Here is an 18880-nt window from a genome sequence, read left to right on the forward strand (position 1 = left end):
TAAGGGTAAATCATGAGGTATAAAACTAATTTATAGTCAATTTGTAAGGAACGTTAATTATTTTGCTATGAATAAGCTGAAGAGCAAGGATGAGATGAAAGTTTTTTATGGATAATCTATTGATTATGATTATGGTGTGTGAATTGAACAAAAGTAAACCACCATGATTATTAATATTCAAATGGTGGGGGTGAAATAACGATTTATTTTTGTTGTTGACTTTGTTCATTTGACACTCAGCAAATACTTATGGTGTTGATTTTATATACGCAAATGTGATAATTATCATGAAAATAATCTTTTCTTATTCATTCTAATTTGTTTTTGCCAGTCCATATTTGACAATAACAAGGATAATCTCTTTCAGAGTTTGTGATAAACTAACGCTGATATATCACCTGATTAAATTTGACAAGAGGATGGACGGGCCAATGGCTCAGCTTTATTTTTATTATTCTGCCATGAACGCAGGGAAATCAACTTCCTTATTGCAATCTTCCTATAACTATAACGAAAGAGGAATGAGAACGCTGATCTTTACAGCGGAAATCGATACTCGATTCGGAAAAGGAAATGTCAGCTCCCGTATTGGCTTATCCGCTGAAGCTTTGTTGTTTTCACCAAAAACAAATATTGCTGAGCTTATCAGAAGTGAAAATGAGGCAGAAAAAGTTCATTGCGTTTTGATTGATGAATGCCAATTCTTGACGAAAGAACATGTCGAACAACTTTGTGAAATTGTAGATTATGACGATATCCCTGCTCTTTGTTATGGTTTAAGGACCGATTTTCAAGGTGAGTTATTCAGTGGAAGTGAATATCTTCTCGCGTGGTCAGATAAATTGGTGGAGCTAAAAACAATTTGTCATTGTGGGAGAAAAGCTAGCCGTGTGCTTCGTTTTAGCAGCGATGGTAGCGTTGTTTATGATGGTGCTCAGGTAGATATCGGCGGTAATGAAAAATACGTATCTGTGTGTCGTAGGCACTATACTGATGTTATTCGTGAAGCTAAGGCAAAAAAGGTCTAATACGTCACCAGTTGTAATCGAGTAGTATAAAACTATTACGCTAAGAAATAGGCTAAGAAATAATTGGTTAGAAAATAAAATAATAAAAGGCGTTGGATTGTTCCAACGCCTTTTAAGTTTTATCAATCAGCCTATCATTTCTTATTATTTCTTATTATTCTTTCAATTCGCTTTTGCTGCCTCCTGAGATTTGCCCTGTTCTGTGAATTCACAACCATAAAAAGAATCTAACAGTAGTTGTTTCAGTTCAGAAATTAATGGATAACGTGGGTTAGCACCAGTGCATTGATCATCAAATGAATCTTCTGCGAGTTTGTCTATTTTGGCCAGGAAGTCAGCCTCTTGCACACCTGTCTCACGAATTGACGCTGGGATGTTTAGTTGAGATTTCATTTCTTCTAGCCAAGCTAATAGTTTTTCAACTTTGACAGCTGTACGATCACTTGATGTGGTTAACCCCAAATGGTCTGCAATTTCCGCATAGCGACGTCGCGCTTGTGGGCGGTCATATTGGCTGAATGCAGTTTGTTTTGTCGGGTTATCGTTAGCGTTGTAGCGAATCACGTTACAAATTAACAGCGCATTAGCTAAACCATGTGGGATATGAAACTCAGAACCCAGTTTATGAGCCATGGAGTGACATACTCCCAAGAATGCATTAGCAAAGGCAATACCGGCTATAGTGGCTGCATTATGGACACGTTCACGGGCAACGGGGTTTTTGGCACCTTCGTGATAACTGGCAGGCAGAAAATCTTTCAGTAGCTTTAATGCTTGCAATGCCTGACCATCAGAATATTCATTGGCTAAAACAGAAACATAGGCTTCCAGTGCGTGGGTCACTGCATCCAGACCACCAAAAGCACATAGAGATTTTGGCATATTCATGACTAGGTTTGCGTCGACGATCGCCATATCGGGGGTCAGTGCGTAGTCTGCCAAAGGGTATTTCTGTCCGGTTATATCATCGGTTACAACCGCAAAAGGGGTTACTTCTGAACCTGTACCTGAAGTGGTGGTAATGGCAATCATTTTAGCTTTCACACCCATTTTCGGGAACTTATAGATACGTTTGCGGATATCCATAAATCGCAAAGCCAGTTCTTCAAAATGTGTTTCGGGATGCTCATACATCACCCACATAATTTTGGCAGCATCCATGGGGGAACCACCGCCAAGGGCAATAATGACATCAGGTTTAAACAGATGCATTTGTTCAGCGCCTTTGCGGACGATGCTCAGTGTTGGATCTGCTTCGACTTCAAAAAATACTTCGGTTTCAACGCCATAAGATTTCAAGACATTAATAACCTGATCGGCATAGCCGTTATTGAACAAGAAACGATCGGTTACAATAAAGGCGCGTTTGGTGCCATCGGTCGCGACTTCTTCCAATGCGATGGGCAAAGAACCGCGTCGGAAATAGATTGATTTTGGAAGTTTGTGCCACAACATATTCTCGGCTCTTTTGGCGACGGTTTTCGTATTGATCAGGTGTTTTGGTCCAACATTTTCAGAAATAGAATTACCACCCCAAGAACCACAACCCAGTGTCAGAGAAGGGGACAGCTTAAAATTATACAAATCGCCGATACCGCCTTGAGATGCAGGCGTGTTGATCAAAATACGCGCGGTCTTCATTTTATTGCCAAAGTATTTAATGCGTTCCGCCTGATTATCTTGTTCGGTATAGAGGCATGAAGTGTGTCCAATACCTCCCATTTCAACCAATTTCTCGGCTTTTTCGACAGCATCTTCAAAGTTTTTTCCTCGGTACATGGCAAGCAATGGTGATAATTTTTCATGGGCAAAGGGTTCTGCTTCATCTATCAGAGTAACTTCACCGATAAGAATTTTAGTATTTTCAGGTACATCGATACCAGCCATTTCAGCAATTTTTGTTGCTGGCTGACCAACAATTGCTGCATTTAAGTTACCATTTTTCAAAATAACGTCTTGAACGGCTTTTAGCTCTTTGCCCTGAAGAAGATATCCACCGTGAGTTGAAAACCGTTCACGGACTTGTGCATACACAGAATCAACGACGATGACTGATTGTTCTGAAGCACAAATCACACCATTATCAAACGTCTTAGACATCAGGATGGATGCGACAGCGCGTTTGATATCTGCTGATTCATCAATCACGACAGGGGTATTACCTGCACCAACACCAATCGCGGGTTTACCTGAGCTATAGGCTGCTTTTACCATGCCTGGGCCACCTGTTGCCAGAATAAGATTAATATCAGGGTGGTGCATTAAGGCATTTGAAAGCTCAACGGAAGGTTCATCTATCCAACCGATGATATCCTTTGGTGCGCCTGCTTCAATTGCTGCGTTTAAGACGATTGAAGCCGCTCTGTTGGTTGCTTTTTTGGCGCGTGGATGAGGAGAAAAAATAATACCATTACGGGTTTTCAGGCTGATAAGCGCTTTAAAAATTGCGGTAGATGTTGGGTTTGTTGTTGGAACAATACCGCAAATTAAGCCAATAGGTTCAGCAATAGTAATGGTACCGAAAGTATTATCTTCAGATAAGATACCGCAAGTTTTATCATCTTTATAAGCATTATAGATATATTCAGAAGCAAAGTGGTTTTTGATCACTTTATCTTCCACAATTCCCATACCAGATTCGGATACAGCTAATTTAGCTAATGGAATACGGGCATCAGCAGCAGCAAGAGCTGCCGCTCGGAAAATTCGGTCAACTTGCCCCTGAGAAAAATTAGCAAATTCATGTTGGGCTTTTTTTACGCGAGCAACTAATTCATTGAGTTCTGAGATCTGAGTTACAGCCATAAAAATTACTCCTGATAAACGTTAAATTTTTTAAGGTAATTAGCTGTAAGATGATTAAGTTATCAAATAATATTATGAGATTAATCGTTTGGATTTAATCGTGAATACCGCTAATTACCTTAAAAAATTGCTTAATAAAATAATTGATATGTGAATAGTTTTTTTCCTTGATATTTTAGATTGAATCCAGCTTACCATTTACAGACTTTTATATTGTGATTTAGATCACGAAAACATCAAGCTGACTCAATTCAGCTATTGTATTTGGAATAATGAATTGGGTTGATATTTAGGTGGTTTTAAATTTTTATTTAACCCAAGAGATACAATTTATTAACTTTTGCTTTTTGCTGCTGGTTGTTACTCCGCTCAGCATCTTTGTTGGTAAAATTTTTGGGACAAACCGGCATTAATGTGATTACTCGAATTATGGAGTTATTGTTAATGTCGCTGGGTGTTGAGTTTATTGTCACTGGAGTAAAAACTTTGTTTCTGGATTACTGTGATATAACAAAGATAACTTATGTATTTATTTAATCTATTAATGTAATAAGGCAAAATTTTATACTTAAACTGAAAGTATATTAAACAAAGATTAACTAATAAATAACCAATTAAAGTGTGATGGGTCAATAACATCATTTCTGCGTAATTTCTTCGAAGTCATTGTTTATATTTTATTCCTTTTTAGTTTGTACTTTCCTCAAAATAATACTGTGATTTTTCACACTATTTTGTTTTTTATAACCTTACCTGCTTGGTGGCTTGTTTCATTGTTTTGTGATGAAGGTGGACTTTTACTCTGCAGTGATTGCATTTTGTTAAAATAATGTTTATTTTCTATTTCGATAGAATTTCATAAATATCGCCTTGAGGTAATAGAATAAATCTACTGTTATCAATAGGTTACATTAATTATGTGAATGAATTGTATACAAGGTTAATGAATTGCCTTAATGTTTTAATAAATTTATTATAAAAATTATATAACAATTATTATGTGGTCATAGTTTTTTAGTGGGGTTAATTACCATTTGTTAACGTGATAAGTAACTTATTAGAGTTAGTAGATTAAAAACGATTTATTTGCTGTTTATAATTTGGAGCGAAAACGAAAAATGAGAAAAAAAACATCAAAGTTGGGTTGGTTGATTTCGAGTATCGTTTTATTATCTTTTCCTGCTGTACAGGGCATTGCTGCGACTATTCCTGCAGGAGTGACACTAGCCGAAAAACAAGAAGTCACCGTTAACAATGGGGTTGAAGTTACTTCATTGGATCCGCATAAAGTTGAAGGTAATCCAGAAACTGCCATTATCCGCAATTTGTTGGAAGGGTTGGTAACCACTGAGTCAAATGGTGAAACTGTGCCTGGCGTAGCAGAAAGATGGGAAAATGAAGGTTATAAAGTATGGACATTCTATTTACGTGACGATGCCAAATGGAATGATGGCAAGCCTGTTACTGCGCAGGATTTTGTCTACAGTTGGCGTCGTCTCGCCGATCCAAGCACAGGGTCACCCTATGCCAGTTATTTACAATATGCCTATGTTCAGAATGTTGACGATATTCTGAAAGGCATAAAGTCACCAGAACAGTTGGGCGTTAAGGCACTGGATGATCGTCGTTTCCAAATCACACTTAGTCAGGCGGTTCCTTATCTGGTCGATATGTTGAGCCATACAGCAGTAAAACCCGTCAGACAGGATGTTGTTGAAAAATGGGGTAATAAGTGGACATTGCCAGAAAATTATATTGGTAATGGAGCTTATATATTGAAAGATTGGGTGGTCAATGAACGAATTATTCTAACGCGTAATTCTCAGTACTGGAACAATAAAGAAACCGTCATTGAAAAAGGTATTTTTCTGCCTATTGTCTCAGGAGTGAGTGATGTTAACCGTTATCGTAGTGGGGAAGTGGATATTACTAACAATGCCATTCCTCCTGATCTGTATCAAAAAATGAAACGGGATATTCCTGATCAATTAAAAACTTCACCTTACCTGTGTACGTTCTACTACGAAATCAATAATCAGAATCCGTTGTTTAAAGATAAGCGGGTACGTGAAGCCATAAAACTGAGTCTTGATCGGGATATTATAACGGAAAGAATCATGGGGCAGGGGCAAATCCCCGCGTATGGTTTTACCCCAACTTATATTGGTGGTGGCTTGACCCTCAAGCCGGAATGGGTAAGTTGGACACAGGAACAGCGCAATCAGCGGGCAAGGGAATTGTTGAAAGAAGCTGGTTTTAATGCCAGTAATCCTCTTAAATTTGCTTTGTTGTACAACACATCAGAACAAAATAAACAACAAGCTATCGCTGCGGCTTCTATGTGGCAAAAAAATATTGGTGCGAAGGTCACTTTGCAAAATCAGGAGTGGAAAACCTCTCTCCAGAACCGTCATCAAGGAAATTATGATGTCGCGAGGGCGACATGGTGTGGCGATTATAACGAACCCTCTTCTTTCTTGAATATATTGTTGTCAAGTAGCAGCAACAATACCACTTTTTATCAAAGTACCGATTTTGATGATTATCTTAATCAGGCTCTTATTGCTAAAGACAACTCTACACGTAAGGAACTTTATCAGTTGGCTGAAGCTCAGCTTGATAAAGATTCAGGATTAATACCGGTTTATTACCGTGTCAGTGTGCGCCTCATTCGCCCCACGGTTGGGGGAATGACAGGAAAAGATCCGCTGGATTATATCGATTTAAAGAATTTATATATTAAAATGGTGAATAATTAACCAATATCACAGGGTATTGTCTTGCTGTAAACAAAATAGTTATTTTTGCACGCGGATAATAACCATCCCAATGTGTGGATATGACTTTAATGGGTCAGATGATTTCAAGTGGAGTAATAAGATGATAAACACAACAAAGAAAAAACTTGCTATTGGCATTACGGTAGCGCTAAGCATGATGATGGGGCAGTCCTTTGCAGCGCAAGTGCCCGCTGGCGTGCAACTTGCGGACGCTGCAAAACAGGTGTTAGTCCGCAATAATGGCTCTGAACCCCAATCATTGGATCCACATAAAATTGAAGGTGTGCCTGAATCCAACATCGCACGTGATTTGTTTGAAACTCTGGTGATAAATGAACCTGATGGTAAAATTATACCGGGAGTTGCAGAAAGTTGGGAAAATAAGGATTTTAAGGTTTGGACGTTTCACTTACGTAAAGATGCAAAATGGTCTAATGGTGACCCTGTCACTGCACAGGATTTTGTTTACAGCTGGCGTCGTGTAACAGATCCAAATACTGCATCTCCTTATGCAAGTTTTCTTCAATATGCTCACATTCTTAATGTTGACGATATCATCAGAGGTAAACAAAAGCCGGAAACATTGGGTATCAAAGCATTGGATGATCATACGTTAGAATTAACACTCAGCGAGCCTGTACCTTATTTAGTCAGATTACTTGTCCATACAAGTACATCACCGGTCCATCGTGGAACCGTAGAAAAATATGGCGAGAGGTGGACACAACCACACAATTTTGTTGGCAATGGCGCTTATAAACTGAAGAGTTGGGTAATCAATGAACGCCTTATCTTCGAACGTAGCCCAACTTATTGGGATAATAAAAACACGGTCATTAATCAAGTTACTGTCCTGCCTATTTCCTCTGAAGTTACTGACGTTAATCGCTATCGGGCTGGCGAAATCGAGATGAGCTATGACAACTTGCCGATTGAATTATTCCAGAAATTGAAAAAAGAGATCCCTGAACAACTACGTGTTAACCCGAAATTGTGCACTTACTACTACGAAATTAATAACGAAAGGCCACCATTTAACGATCCACGAGTACGTACTGCACTGAAGCTGGGTATGGATAGCGATCTTATGACTAATAAGGTGAAAAATCAGGGGGATATACCAGCTTATGGATATACACCACCCTATATCGCCGATTTTAAAGATGAAAAACCAGACTGGTATGCTAAATTGAATCAGCCACAGCGTAATGTAGAAGCGAAAAAACTTTTATCTGAAGCTGGATTTACTAAAGAGAATCCCCTGAAAATTAAGCTACTGTACAACACTTCCGATCTGCATAAAAAGTTAGCCATTGCCGCCGCTTCCGTTTGGAAAAAGAATATCGGTATTGACGTTTCCCTCGAAAATCAGGAATGGAAAACTTTCCTTGATTCCCGTCATCAGGGTAATTATGACATTGCCCGTGCCGGATGGTGTGCTGATTATAATGAAGCCTCTACCTTCTTGAATCCCATGTTATCTGATAGTAGTAACAATACTGCTCACTATAAGAGTAAAGAATTTGATGCATTAATGAAACAATCACTCCAAGTAAAAACTGATAAAGAACGAGCTGAAGTTTATGCCAAAGCTAATGCTCAATTGGATAAAGATTCTGCGATTGTTCCAATCTATTACTATACAAATACTCGTTTATTAAAACCTTATATTGGTGGTTATACCGGAAAGGATCCATTAGATAATTTCCATACCAAAGATCTATACATAATAAAACATTAGGAATTAGCGGATGATCCGGTTTGGTCATCCGCTTGTCAGATAATTAAAAGCCATGGTTTGGTTAAACAATAGGAACGGGCAATGCTAAAATTTATTTTACGCCGCTGCTTAGAGGCGATCCCGACACTTTTTATACTTATTACTATTTCGTTTTTTATGATGCGGCTTGCACCGGGCAGCCCGTTTACAGGGGAAAGGAAGCTACCGCCAGAAGTTATGGCAAATATTGAAGCGAAATATCATCTGAATGACCCTATCTATAAACAATATTTCAATTATTTAATCCAGCTTTCCAAAGGGGATTTTGGTCCTTCATTCAAATATAAAGACTACAGTGTAAATGATCTGGTTGCAGAAGCTTTGCCTGTTTCTGCTAAATTGGGATTTGCAGCCTTTGTTATGGCAGTAATATTCGGAGTCAGTGCAGGGGTTATTGCCGCATTGAACCAGAATACAAAATGGGACTACACGGTGATGGGGTTTGCCATGACAGGGGTTGTGATACCCAGTTTCGTGGTTGCCCCCTTATTAGTTTTAATATTCGCCATTACATTAAAATGGTTACCGGGAGGAGGCTGGAATGGTGGAGCGCCTAAATATATGCTCTTGCCTATGGTTGCACTTTCCCTCTCCTATATTGCCAGTATCTCCCGTATTACCCGTGGTTCTATGATCGAAATCTTACACTCCAACTTTATTCGTACTGCACGAGCGAAGGGCTTGCCATTGCGGAAGATTATTTTCCGTCACGCACTAAAACCCGCTTTATTGCCAGTTATTTCTTATATGGGTCCAGCATTCGTCGGCATCATTACCGGTTCTATGGTTATTGAAACTATTTTCGGTTTGCCGGGGTTGGGGCAATTGTTTGTTAATGGCGCATTAAACCGTGATTACTCACTGGTACTTAGTTTAACGATTTTGGTGGGGGGCTTGACAATTATGTTTAATGCCATTGTTGATGTGCTATATGCCGTTATTGATCCGAAAATTCGTTACTAAGACTGGAGCACGCAATGTTACTGAATAAAAAAAATAGCGAAGCTCTGGAAAATTTTTCTGAGCAGCTGGAAATTGAAGGCCGCAGTTTATGGCAGGATGCACGCCGTCGTTTTATACATAACAAGGCGGCGATTACGAGTTTATGTATTCTATTCCTGATCACATTATTTGTAATTTTAGCCCCGATGCTGTCTCAATTTGCTTATGATGACACTGATTGGAATATGATGACGATGTCGCCAGATTTTGAATCCAAACACTATTTCGGCACTGACTCATCGGGACGTGATTTGTTAGTTCGTATAGCTATTGGCGGACGTATTTCATTAATGGTCGGAATTGCTGCAGCTTTGATTGCCGTGTTATTCGGTACCCTATATGGTGCAACGTCAGGTTATCTCGGCGGCAAAATTGACATGGTCATGATGCGTTTGTTGGAGATCCTTAATTCTTTCCCATTCATGTTCTTCGTTATCCTTCTGGTTACTTTCTTCGGTCAAAACATCTTGTTAATTTTCGTTGCAATAGGCATGGTGTCGTGGCTGGACATGGCGCGTATTGTCCGTGGTCAGACATTGAGTTTAAAACGCAAGGAGTTCATTGAAGCCGCGTTGGTTGGTGGGGTTTCTACCCGTCATATCGTTTTGCGTCATATCGTGCCAAATGTATTGGGTGTTGTAGTGGTTTATGCTTCATTGCTCGTTCCCAGTATGATCCTGTTTGAATCGTTTTTGAGCTTCCTTGGTTTGGGAACTCAGGAACCACTCAGCAGTTGGGGAGCTTTGTTAAGTGATGGTGCCAACTCAATGGAAGTAGCTCCGTGGTTACTGTTATTTCCGGCAGGCTTTCTGGTAATGACCCTGTTTTGTTTTAACTTTATTGGTGACGGCCTGCGAGATGCCCTCGACCCGAAAGACCGTTAAGGAGAGCCTATGAATAGCGTAGAAACTTCGAAAAATGTTGAATCACTCTTATCGGTAAAAGACCTGAATGTAGTATTCAGCACTCCTGATGGCAATGTGACTGCCGTGAACAAATTGAATTTTGACTTACAGGCCGGCGAAACACTGGGGATCGTGGGAGAATCTGGTTCAGGTAAATCACAGACGGCGTTTGCATTAATGGGGTTATTGGCCAGTAACGGTTCTGTCAGTGGTTCTACCACCTTTAATGGACGAGAAATCCTCAATCTGAAAGAAAAAGAATTGAACCGGATGCGGGCAGAAGAGATCTCAATGATATTCCAAGATCCCATGACTTCTCTAAATCCTTATATGCAGGTGGGTGATCAATTAATAGAAGTATTGATGTTGCATAAAAATATGGGTAAAAGTGAGGCTCTTGACGAATCCATCCGCATGCTGGATGCCGTTAAGATGCCGGAAGCGCGTAAGCGCATGAAAATGTACCCGCATGAGTTTTCTGGTGGTATGCGTCAACGAGTCATGATTGCAATGGCACTATTGTGTCAACCTAAGCTGTTGATTGCTGATGAACCAACAACTGCATTGGACGTAACAGTTCAGGCACAGATCATGACGTTGCTCAACGAGCTGAAAAAAGAGTTTAATACTGCCATCATCATGATTACCCATGACTTGGGTGTGGTTGCCGGCATTTGTGACAAAGTATTAGTCATGTATGCAGGGAGAACAATGGAATATGGTACGGCGCGTGATGTATTTTACCATCCTACACATCCATACTCGATCGGGTTATTGAATGCTGTTCCTCGTCTGGATGGCGATGAAGAAGCATTGGAAACAATTCAAGGTAATCCTCCTAACTTATTGCGTTTGCCAAAGGGATGCCCATTCCAGCCACGTTGCCAATTTGCTACTGAGCGTTGTGCTTGTGAGGAACCACAGTTGGAAAAATTTGGCATGGGGCGCTTGCGTGCCTGCTTTAAACTCCAGGAGGAATTAGTATGAGCACAATAGCTGAAAAACGCGTCTTATTGGAAGTTGACGATCTCAAAGTTTATTTTGACATTAAAGATGGAAAACAGTGGTTCTGGCAGTCGGCAAAAACCTTAAAGGCGGTAGATGGCGTCACCTTAAGGTTATATGAGGGTGAAACACTGGGAGTTGTGGGAGAATCTGGCTGCGGGAAATCAACACTTGCCAGGGCAGTGATTGGGCTGGTGAAAGCGTCGGGTGGTGCAGTTTCATGGCTTGGCCAGAGCTTGCTGGATATGAATAACAAGCAATGGCGCGATATTCGCAATGATATCCAGATGATTTTCCAAGACCCTCTGGCATCACTGAATCCGCGCATGACCATTGGCGATATTATCGCAGAGCCATTGAGAACTTATTACCCTAAAATGAAAGATGGGGAAGTAAAAGAAAAAGTCAAAAAGCTGATGATGCGGGTAGGGTTGTTGCCTAACTTGATAAACCGTTATCCTCATGAATTCTCTGGAGGGCAGTGCCAGCGTATTGGAATTGCTCGCGCTTTGATTCTGGAGCCTAAATTAGTTATCTGTGACGAACCTGTTTCGGCACTTGATGTTTCCATTCAGGCACAAGTCGTTAACTTGTTGCAGGAATTACAGCGGGAAATGGGGCTTTCCCTGATTTTTATTGCTCATGACTTATCGATAGTAAAACACATATCAGACCGCGTCTTGGTAATGTATTTGGGGAATGCCGTAGAATTAGGTACTTACGACGAGGTTTATCATAATCCGTTGCATCCATATACCCGAGCGCTGATGTCGGCAGTGCCAATCCCCGATCCAGATAAAGAGCGCAATAAACATATTGAATTGTTGGAGGGAGAACTCCCTTCACCGATTGATCCCCCATCCGGATGTGTATTTCGCACCCGTTGTCCGATGGCAGATGCTGAATGCGCTAAAACCCGTCCATTGCTTGAGGGAAGTTTTAAACATGCGGTGTCTTGCTTGAAGGTTGATCCTCTCTAGTCAGTTATATGCAAACAGTTATATGCAAATATGTCAGCGTGACATTGTCACGAATTTAGATTTAATGCCCTCAAGATGAGGGCATTTTTATCGGTTAGGGAGACATATTAAAAAAGACAGAATTATTATTTTTTCCATAGAATATGGCAGATAGAGTGAGATTTTTCCCGACAGATCAAGATACGGGCAAAGATATCATCAATTTCAGCATCATCTGATTCAGCTAATCCAATAATAACTTCTGAAAAAAAGTCCGGATCCAAATCAAAATCAACATGTTCAAGCCAGACTCGTGAAGGACCCAATAATTCAGCGCCGCCCCGTTCCTCAAATTGCAGATTAAACAATAGACTATCAGCCGGATCGAGATTAGAAAGCGCTTGTTCTAAAAAGATATCGTAAGCTTTTTCAAGCGCTTCATCTTCAGTTATTCGGTTGTTTAAATCCAATTGCATAGAATGTGTCGATTGATGTTCCATAATGGCAATGTCCGAGATTAATAACAAAGTGAAATTAAAACATGTTCTATATTGAATAAATACTTATTCGCGTTGAAAAAATTATTGACCAATTTGCTTTCTTTCTGCTTTTTACCATGAGTTATATTTGCTATGAGCTATAAAAGTGGGCTGAAAAAGTAGCAAATACGTTCAAGGATACGATGCCACACTGGACGTTTTTCCCATTTGCTGTTTGCAAGCAATGTTGAACGCATAATGTAGTCTTGTTGAACCAGTGTTAAATCACTGCCAAAGTATTCATCGTCAATCACAACTGTAATTTCAAAATTCAACCACAGGCTACGCATATCTAAATTGACAGAACCGACCATACTGAGTTGTCCATCGACCAAAACACTCTTGGTATGTAACAAGCCATCTTCAAATTGATAAATTTTTACGCCAGCTTCCAGTAATTCTGAAAAAAACGCACGGCTGGCCCAGCGAACAAGAAATGAGTTGTTCTGACTTGGCACAATGATGTTGACATCTACACCTCGCATAGCCGCAGTGCAAATTGCATGCATTAAATCATCACTGGGAACAAAATATGGGGTAGTAAGAATAAGCTGTTTGCGGGCAGAAAAAATAGCGGTCATTAAGGACTGTTGGATCAATTCATCCGGGAATCCTGGCCCGGAAGCAATAACTTGAGCTGTATGACCACTGGCTTGCTCGAAGGGCATTATGATACTGTCTGGCGGAGAAGGAAGGTGACGTTGGCCTGTTTCCATTTCCCAGTCAAAGGCGTAAATGATCCCCAAAGTTGTTGTAACAGGGCCTTCCATTCTCACCATGATATCGATCCATTGACCAACACCGGCATCTTGTTTAAAAAAACGTGGGTCGACCATATTCATGCTACCAGTGTATGAAATATGATTATCGATAAGAATAATTTTTCTATGCTGACGTAAATCCATGCGACGCAAGAATAAACGGAATATGTTGACTTTTAGCGATTCGACAAAGGCAATACCAGCCTTCCGCATAATATCAGGATAAGGGCTACGGAAAAATTGCCAGCTTCCTGCTGAGTCCACCATGATTCGACATTTCACACCGCGTTTGGCCGCGCGCATCAGGGCATCAGTGACCTGATCAACCAGCCCTCCGGATTGCCATATATAAAACACCATCTCGATATTGTATTTGGCATTTTCGATATCATGAACGATCGCTTTCAGTGAGTTATCATAAGATGTCATTAACTGCATTTTATTGCCTCTGACACCTTTGAGCTTTTGGCGACGCTCGCACAGTTGAAACAGTGGAGTAGCAACTTCACTGTTTTCGTCGGCAAAAATTTGAGGGGATTTTCTTAACTCTGCTAGCCATTTGTCCACCGATGGGCGCATTTGTTTGGCCTGCTCAACCCTACGCTTGCCAAGGTATAATTCGCCAAATGACAAATAAGCAATAATACCGACCAAAGGGATGATGTAAATAATAAGCACCCAAGTCATTGCTGATGTCACAGGGCGACGTTTTATCAAAACCCGTATGGTAATACCCGCAATAATTAACCAGTATAAGAAAATCGCCAGCCAGCTCAGTACGGAGTAGAAAGTTGTCATACGTAGCAATCAATCCTGTTTATTTAAGTATTTCATGCAGTCATTACCGTAAGTTTCTAGAAATTTGGGTAAACGATCAACTTAATATCATTGATTAAATACATACCTCGAACAATACACTATTTGTATCAGATTCGTGGACAAAATTGGCAATTGGTTGACATCTCTAATAGTGCCGATTAAGAATAATGTTATTCACCCTGAGAGAATTAGCCTGGAATATCTTATGAAACACAGTAGAAGAGAAGTAGGACGTTGGAGAATGCTTCGTCAAAGTATCCGTCGCCGCCGTCGCTGGATGGAAGGGCAAACGCGCCGTAATTTTCGTATCTATACAGCACGCAAGATAGGTGCTTATAAGCGTCGTAGATCGATTCTATTCATCCATAACGCAGAATGGGTTTAACATGATGTTCCGCATGATATATACCTAGGTGTTTGATCCCAAATTTCAGGTTGCACACAGTCAACGCAGTACAGTTAACAAAGCTGCAATTTGAAAGATGATGGATACAGATGTTTTGAATCTTTATTGAATATGATAGTCATTTGCATTTAAACTAATGACTATCTAAAAACTGACTATCATGCTGCTGAGCAAAAATTCTCTTATGCGTTGGATACATTGGCCGATACTACTTTCTGTTTGTTTACATATTTCTATTTCTGCGGCGCTTTTTCAAGCTATTGAACCTGAAAAACAGCCAGAAGCGGCACCTATGTCTGTTGCTATGATCCAGTTGGCTGCTGAAGAGGCGTCTGTCTCTAAATCTGCTATGCCTGAACCACCAGAACCTGAGCCAGAACCTATTGCGAAAATTGCTCTGCCAAAACCTAAACTTGAAAAAAAACCGGAAGTGAAAAAGCCGGAAGAGAAAAAAGTTGTCAAAAAAGAATTTAAGCCAATAGAGAAAAAGACAGAAAAAACTTCAGAACAACCGCTGAAGCCTACTTCTGATCAGAATCCTCAGATGGCAAAGAATTTGAGCGATCAAAAAACGGATCATCATTCTATTAGTGAAAAAGGGAATGTACAAAGAGGGCCAAAGGCATTGAGTAGGCCAAATCCCGGTTATCCATCCAGAGCTCAGCAATTGGGCACAGAGGGGACGGTAAAGGTAAAATTTGATATTGATGAAAATGGTCGAGTTAAGAATATCGAGATTATTTCTGCAACCCCCAGAAATGTCTTTGAACGTGAAGTGAAAAATGCCATGAGAAAATGGCGTTATGAAAAAACGCCTGCTATTGGATACGTGGCGACTATTGAGTTTAAAATCACGGGTATTTCACAATCCTAATCTACCAAAACGTTTCTTTCTAAATTCAGGGGGATGCAGAACATTCCCTTGAATTCATCAGCAAAACTCGTTTTTATTATCACAGGAAGATAATAAATATTAAATTTCGTAATGGTTATGTAAATCCGCGTCTTACTATTTCCGCGTCTTATCTATTCAAAACAGAATAAAAAAGGGGACAATCAAAAAATGTACCCCTTTAATTTACAATTAGTTACTTTCTTAATGAATCATTACTCTGAGTCACTGCTTTCCAATTTGAAGTGTCTTTTATCTTCAGGCAAAGATCGGGAAGTATTATTTTCATTAACAGCAACATATGTGAAAACAGCTTCTGTTGCACGATAACGCTGGCCAACTGGCTCGGAAGCCACTTTTTTCACCCAAACCTCAATATGGATGGTGATAGATGAATTTCCCGTTTTGAGGCAACGGGCATAACAGCATACGACGTCACCTACCGCAACTGGTTTCAGAAAACTGATGCCATTCACGCTAACAGTTACTACGCGTCCCAGAGCAATCTCTTTTGCCAGAATTGCGCCGCCAATATCCATTTGAGACATCAGCCAGCCACCGAAAATATCCCCATTGGCATTGGTATCAGCAGGCATGGCCAGTGTACGGAGAACCAATTCTCCGTTTGGTAAGCATTGTTGTTGTGTCATTAGAAAACTTGCTTTATTTGGTGAATACAACAATACCTGCATCAGCAGGTATCTATATGAGGGTCATTACATTATTTTTGTTCGCGAGGCAGATGACGGTAGATATATACCACACTCAATACAGTAAAGACTAGTGTCAATGCCGTTAATCCGAACACTTTAAAGTTTACCCAAATATCTTGAGGTAGCCAGAAAGCGACATAAATATTCGCGAGTGCACAGGCAAGAAAAAAGACAGCCCAAGCCATGTTCAGTTTGTTCCAGACAAAATCAGGTAATTTTAATTCTTTGCCTAACATGCGTTGAATCAGTGGCTTTTTCATAATCCATTGGCTGATAAACAGAATCAGAGCAAAAATGCTATAAATTACAGTTACTTTCCATTTAATGAATAGATCACTGTGGAAAGCTAGCGTTAGTGTGCCAAAGATAGCAACCATAGCAAATGTAATTAAGGAGGATTTTTCAACTTTACGATAAATTAGGTAACTAATGACAAGGGTTAATCCTGTTGCGGCAATCAAGGCACCAGATGCATAAAAAATGTCATACATTTTGTAGACGATGAAAAAAACGACCAGTGGTAAAAAGTCTAAGAGTTGTTTCATAAGTTGAATCCATTGTGAAGTCAATGATGGCATGTTTTTGAATTTGTGCCAGAGTGTATCAGATCTCAATGAAATGGTTTATTTATCAGGTAAAAAACATTTTTCATCTGTTTCGTGTAATTTTATCACAATAAGCGAAAAACTGAGTGTGGGCGAGAAACTTGTGAGTTTCCATTTAACAACGCATTATAATCAGTTCCATTTTCACGAAGGGACGTAAAGGCCATGTTGTGGGAAATATTGAATCGCTGGATGCCGGGCTTGAAAAGCATCTGTAATTATCGTAGAGACTATTTTAGTTATGATATGCGAGCGGGCCTTTCCGTAGCTGCGGTCGCACTACCTGTTGCAATTGCTTATGCTGAATTAATGGGGATTAGTGCCATTATTGGCTTATATGCCTGTATTTTACCTATGTTCGCTTATGCTTTGTTTGGTACTTCCCGGCAGTTAATCGTTGGGCCTGATGCAGCAACTTGCGCAGTTATTGCTGCAACTGTTATACCATTAGCAAATGGAAATGAGCATATCCGTTGGCAGCTCGCTATAATTATGACGTTAATGACAGGATCTTGGTGTATTCTTGCCAGCCGTTTCCGACTTGGCGCTTTTGCTGATTTTCTATCTCGTCCCATTTTAAAAGGCTTTATCAACGGCGTTGCAATTACTATTATCGCTGATCAACTTGCTAAAGTTTTTGGATTATCTGGTTTACCTGAGGAATTGATCGAACGATTGATTGCACTTCCTCATGCATTATTAAAATCTCACTGGCCAACGGTGGGAATGTCAGTAATAACGCTGTTGGTGTTACTCAGTGTGCGTTTCCTTCGTTCAAGCTGGCCTGCACCACTGGTAGCAATGATCGTATTGACTTATATCAGCTGGCAATTTGAACTCAGTAAATACGAGATCCAGATTGTCGGTAATATGAGTAGTGGTTTGCCCGTTGTACCAATGCCTGAATTTAAACTTAGCGAAATACGTGATTTGGTTGTTCCTTCCATTAACTTAGCTGTGATTAGCTTCGTCAGCTTTATGATGACCGCTCGTAGTTTTGCCAGTAAAAATGGCTATCAAATTGATGCAGATTTAGAACTCAGGGCATTGGGGATTTCTAATATTGCTGCATCATTATCACAAGGTTTTGCTGTCAGTGCTGCCGGTAGTCGTACTGCTGTCAACGATGCATTAGGTGGTAAAACGCAAATGGTGTCTGTAATTGCCGCTTGTACTATCTTGTTAGTACTGCTGTTTATGACAGAGTTTCTGGCATATATCCCTCTGTCATCACTGGGTATTGTCTTAATCTTTTCCTCGTGGTCGTTATTAAGTTTTAAGAATATTTGGTCTTATCGAAAACGTAATCGTCAGGCTTTTACACTGTCAATTTTCACATTAATTGCTGTTTTGTTGGTAGGTGTGATCGGTGGTGTCGGTTTTGCTGTTTTGTTGGGGCTATTTCAATTTTTACTGATAGTTTTTCGACCTTCGGATCAATTGCTGGGCGTAAATGAGCAAGGCATGGTTCGTTCCATCCACCAACATAGTGATATCAAACCTGTGGATGGCATTATGATATACCGTTTTAACTCTCCTCTTACTTATTTCAACGTCGGATACTTCAAAAAGCGGGTATTACAGCATGTAAACCGTGCTGCAAATAACCCTGTATGGTTGGTAGTCGATGCGACGGTTAGTTTTACCTACGATGATGTTAGTGTTTTTGTTGTTTTGGATGAATTGATCACAGAATTAAAAGAGAAAGGGGTGACATTGGTTCTAGCAGGGCGTAGAACAGAACTGAATCGCTGGATTAAACAAAACAAATTGAGTCGTAGTGATGAAGATCTGATAGTTGTACCTGATATCTATTTTGCCATTCGTTTGATTCAAAGTAAGTATCAAGCCAAGGAAAAACAAGAAAAATAATTGTGGCTC

The 18880-nt window shown here is 40.0% G+C and carries 15 protein-coding genes and 1 pseudogene; 11 read left to right on the forward strand and 5 right to left on the reverse strand.

Annotated elements, in window-relative coordinates; all coding sequences use genetic code 11:
- The first annotated feature begins 431 nt into the window (after positions 1-431).
- A complete protein-coding gene (locus BM135_RS05045; protein WP_092518470.1) occupies positions 432-1028 on the forward strand; it encodes a thymidine kinase in 597 nt (198 codons plus the stop codon).
- A 162-nt stretch (positions 1029-1190) separates the two neighbouring features.
- Here the strand turns inward: BM135_RS05045 and adhE are convergent, their stop codons facing one another.
- A complete protein-coding gene (gene adhE, locus BM135_RS05050; protein ID WP_092518471.1) occupies positions 1191-3833 on the reverse strand; it encodes a bifunctional acetaldehyde-CoA/alcohol dehydrogenase in 2643 nt (880 codons plus the stop codon).
- Between the two features lie 330 nt (positions 3834-4163).
- Between adhE and BM135_RS05055 the strand changes: the two are divergent.
- From BM135_RS05055 to oppF, 7 genes and pseudogenes are all read left to right on the forward strand, one after another.
- Positions 4164-4370: pseudogene (locus BM135_RS05055) on the forward strand (MarC family protein); the annotation flags it as partial.
- Between the two features lie 581 nt (positions 4371-4951).
- Positions 4952-6592, forward strand: coding sequence for an ABC transporter substrate-binding protein (locus BM135_RS05060; RefSeq protein WP_092518473.1), 1641 nt, complete (start codon positions 4952-4954; stop codon positions 6590-6592).
- A 121-nt stretch (positions 6593-6713) separates the two neighbouring features.
- A complete protein-coding gene (oppA, locus tag BM135_RS05065) occupies positions 6714-8354 on the forward strand; it encodes an oligopeptide ABC transporter substrate-binding protein OppA (protein WP_092518475.1) in 1641 nt (546 codons plus the stop codon).
- A gap of 81 nt (positions 8355-8435) precedes the next feature.
- The gene (oppB, locus tag BM135_RS05070; RefSeq protein WP_092518477.1) at positions 8436-9356 is read left to right on the forward strand and encodes an oligopeptide ABC transporter permease OppB; all 921 of its coding nucleotides are present in this window, start codon (positions 8436-8438) and stop codon (positions 9354-9356) included.
- A gap of 14 nt (positions 9357-9370) precedes the next feature.
- Entirely contained in the window at positions 9371-10279 is a 909-nt protein-coding gene (gene oppC, locus BM135_RS05075; RefSeq protein ID WP_092518479.1) for an oligopeptide ABC transporter permease OppC, read from the forward strand.
- A 9-nt stretch (positions 10280-10288) separates the two neighbouring features.
- Positions 10289-11287: an ABC transporter ATP-binding protein gene (gene oppD / locus BM135_RS05080; RefSeq protein WP_092518481.1), complete on the forward strand. Its 999-nt coding sequence runs from the start codon at positions 10289-10291 to the stop codon at positions 11285-11287.
- Positions 11284-12285: a murein tripeptide/oligopeptide ABC transporter ATP binding protein OppF gene (gene oppF / locus BM135_RS05085; protein ID WP_092518483.1), complete on the forward strand. Its 1002-nt coding sequence runs from the start codon at positions 11284-11286 to the stop codon at positions 12283-12285. Before oppD ends, oppF begins: the two co-directional genes overlap by 4 nt.
- A 125-nt stretch (positions 12286-12410) precedes the next feature.
- Here oppF and BM135_RS05090 read toward each other — a convergent pair whose 3' ends face one another.
- Both BM135_RS05090 and cls read right to left on the reverse strand, forming a co-directional pair.
- Entirely contained in the window at positions 12411-12740 is a 330-nt protein-coding gene (locus tag BM135_RS05090) for an HI1450 family dsDNA-mimic protein (protein ID WP_175485965.1), read from the reverse strand.
- A gap of 161 nt (positions 12741-12901) precedes the next feature.
- Positions 12902-14362, reverse strand: coding sequence for a cardiolipin synthase (gene cls, locus BM135_RS05095; protein ID WP_092518487.1), 1461 nt, complete (start codon positions 14360-14362; stop codon positions 12902-12904).
- Between the two features lie 226 nt (positions 14363-14588).
- Here cls and BM135_RS05100 point away from each other — a divergent pair, with 226 nt between their 5' ends.
- On the forward strand, positions 14589-14768 hold the full coding sequence (locus tag BM135_RS05100; RefSeq protein ID WP_092518489.1) for a YciY family protein: 180 nt from the start codon (positions 14589-14591) through the stop codon (positions 14766-14768).
- 205 nt (positions 14769-14973) lie between these two features.
- A complete protein-coding gene (gene tonB / locus BM135_RS05105) occupies positions 14974-15663 on the forward strand; it encodes a TonB system transport protein TonB (RefSeq protein ID WP_245737295.1) in 690 nt (229 codons plus the stop codon).
- Between the two features lie 233 nt (positions 15664-15896).
- Here the strand turns inward: tonB and yciA are convergent, their stop codons facing one another.
- Both yciA and BM135_RS05115 read right to left on the reverse strand, forming a co-directional pair.
- Entirely contained in the window at positions 15897-16331 is a 435-nt protein-coding gene (gene yciA, locus BM135_RS05110) for an acyl-CoA thioester hydrolase YciA (RefSeq protein ID WP_092518596.1), read from the reverse strand.
- A gap of 71 nt (positions 16332-16402) precedes the next feature.
- A complete protein-coding gene (locus tag BM135_RS05115) occupies positions 16403-16939 on the reverse strand; it encodes a septation protein A (protein WP_092518493.1) in 537 nt (178 codons plus the stop codon).
- 225 nt (positions 16940-17164) lie between these two features.
- Here BM135_RS05115 and BM135_RS05120 point away from each other — a divergent pair, with 225 nt between their 5' ends.
- Positions 17165-18871, forward strand: a complete 1707-nt coding sequence (locus BM135_RS05120) for a SulP family inorganic anion transporter (protein ID WP_092518494.1) — start codon at positions 17165-17167, stop codon at positions 18869-18871.
- The last annotated feature ends 9 nt before the right edge of the window (positions 18872-18880 follow it).

The organism is Xenorhabdus japonica, assembly GCF_900115195.1.
GTDB classification, from domain to species: Bacteria; Pseudomonadota; Gammaproteobacteria; order Enterobacterales; family Enterobacteriaceae; genus Xenorhabdus; species Xenorhabdus japonica.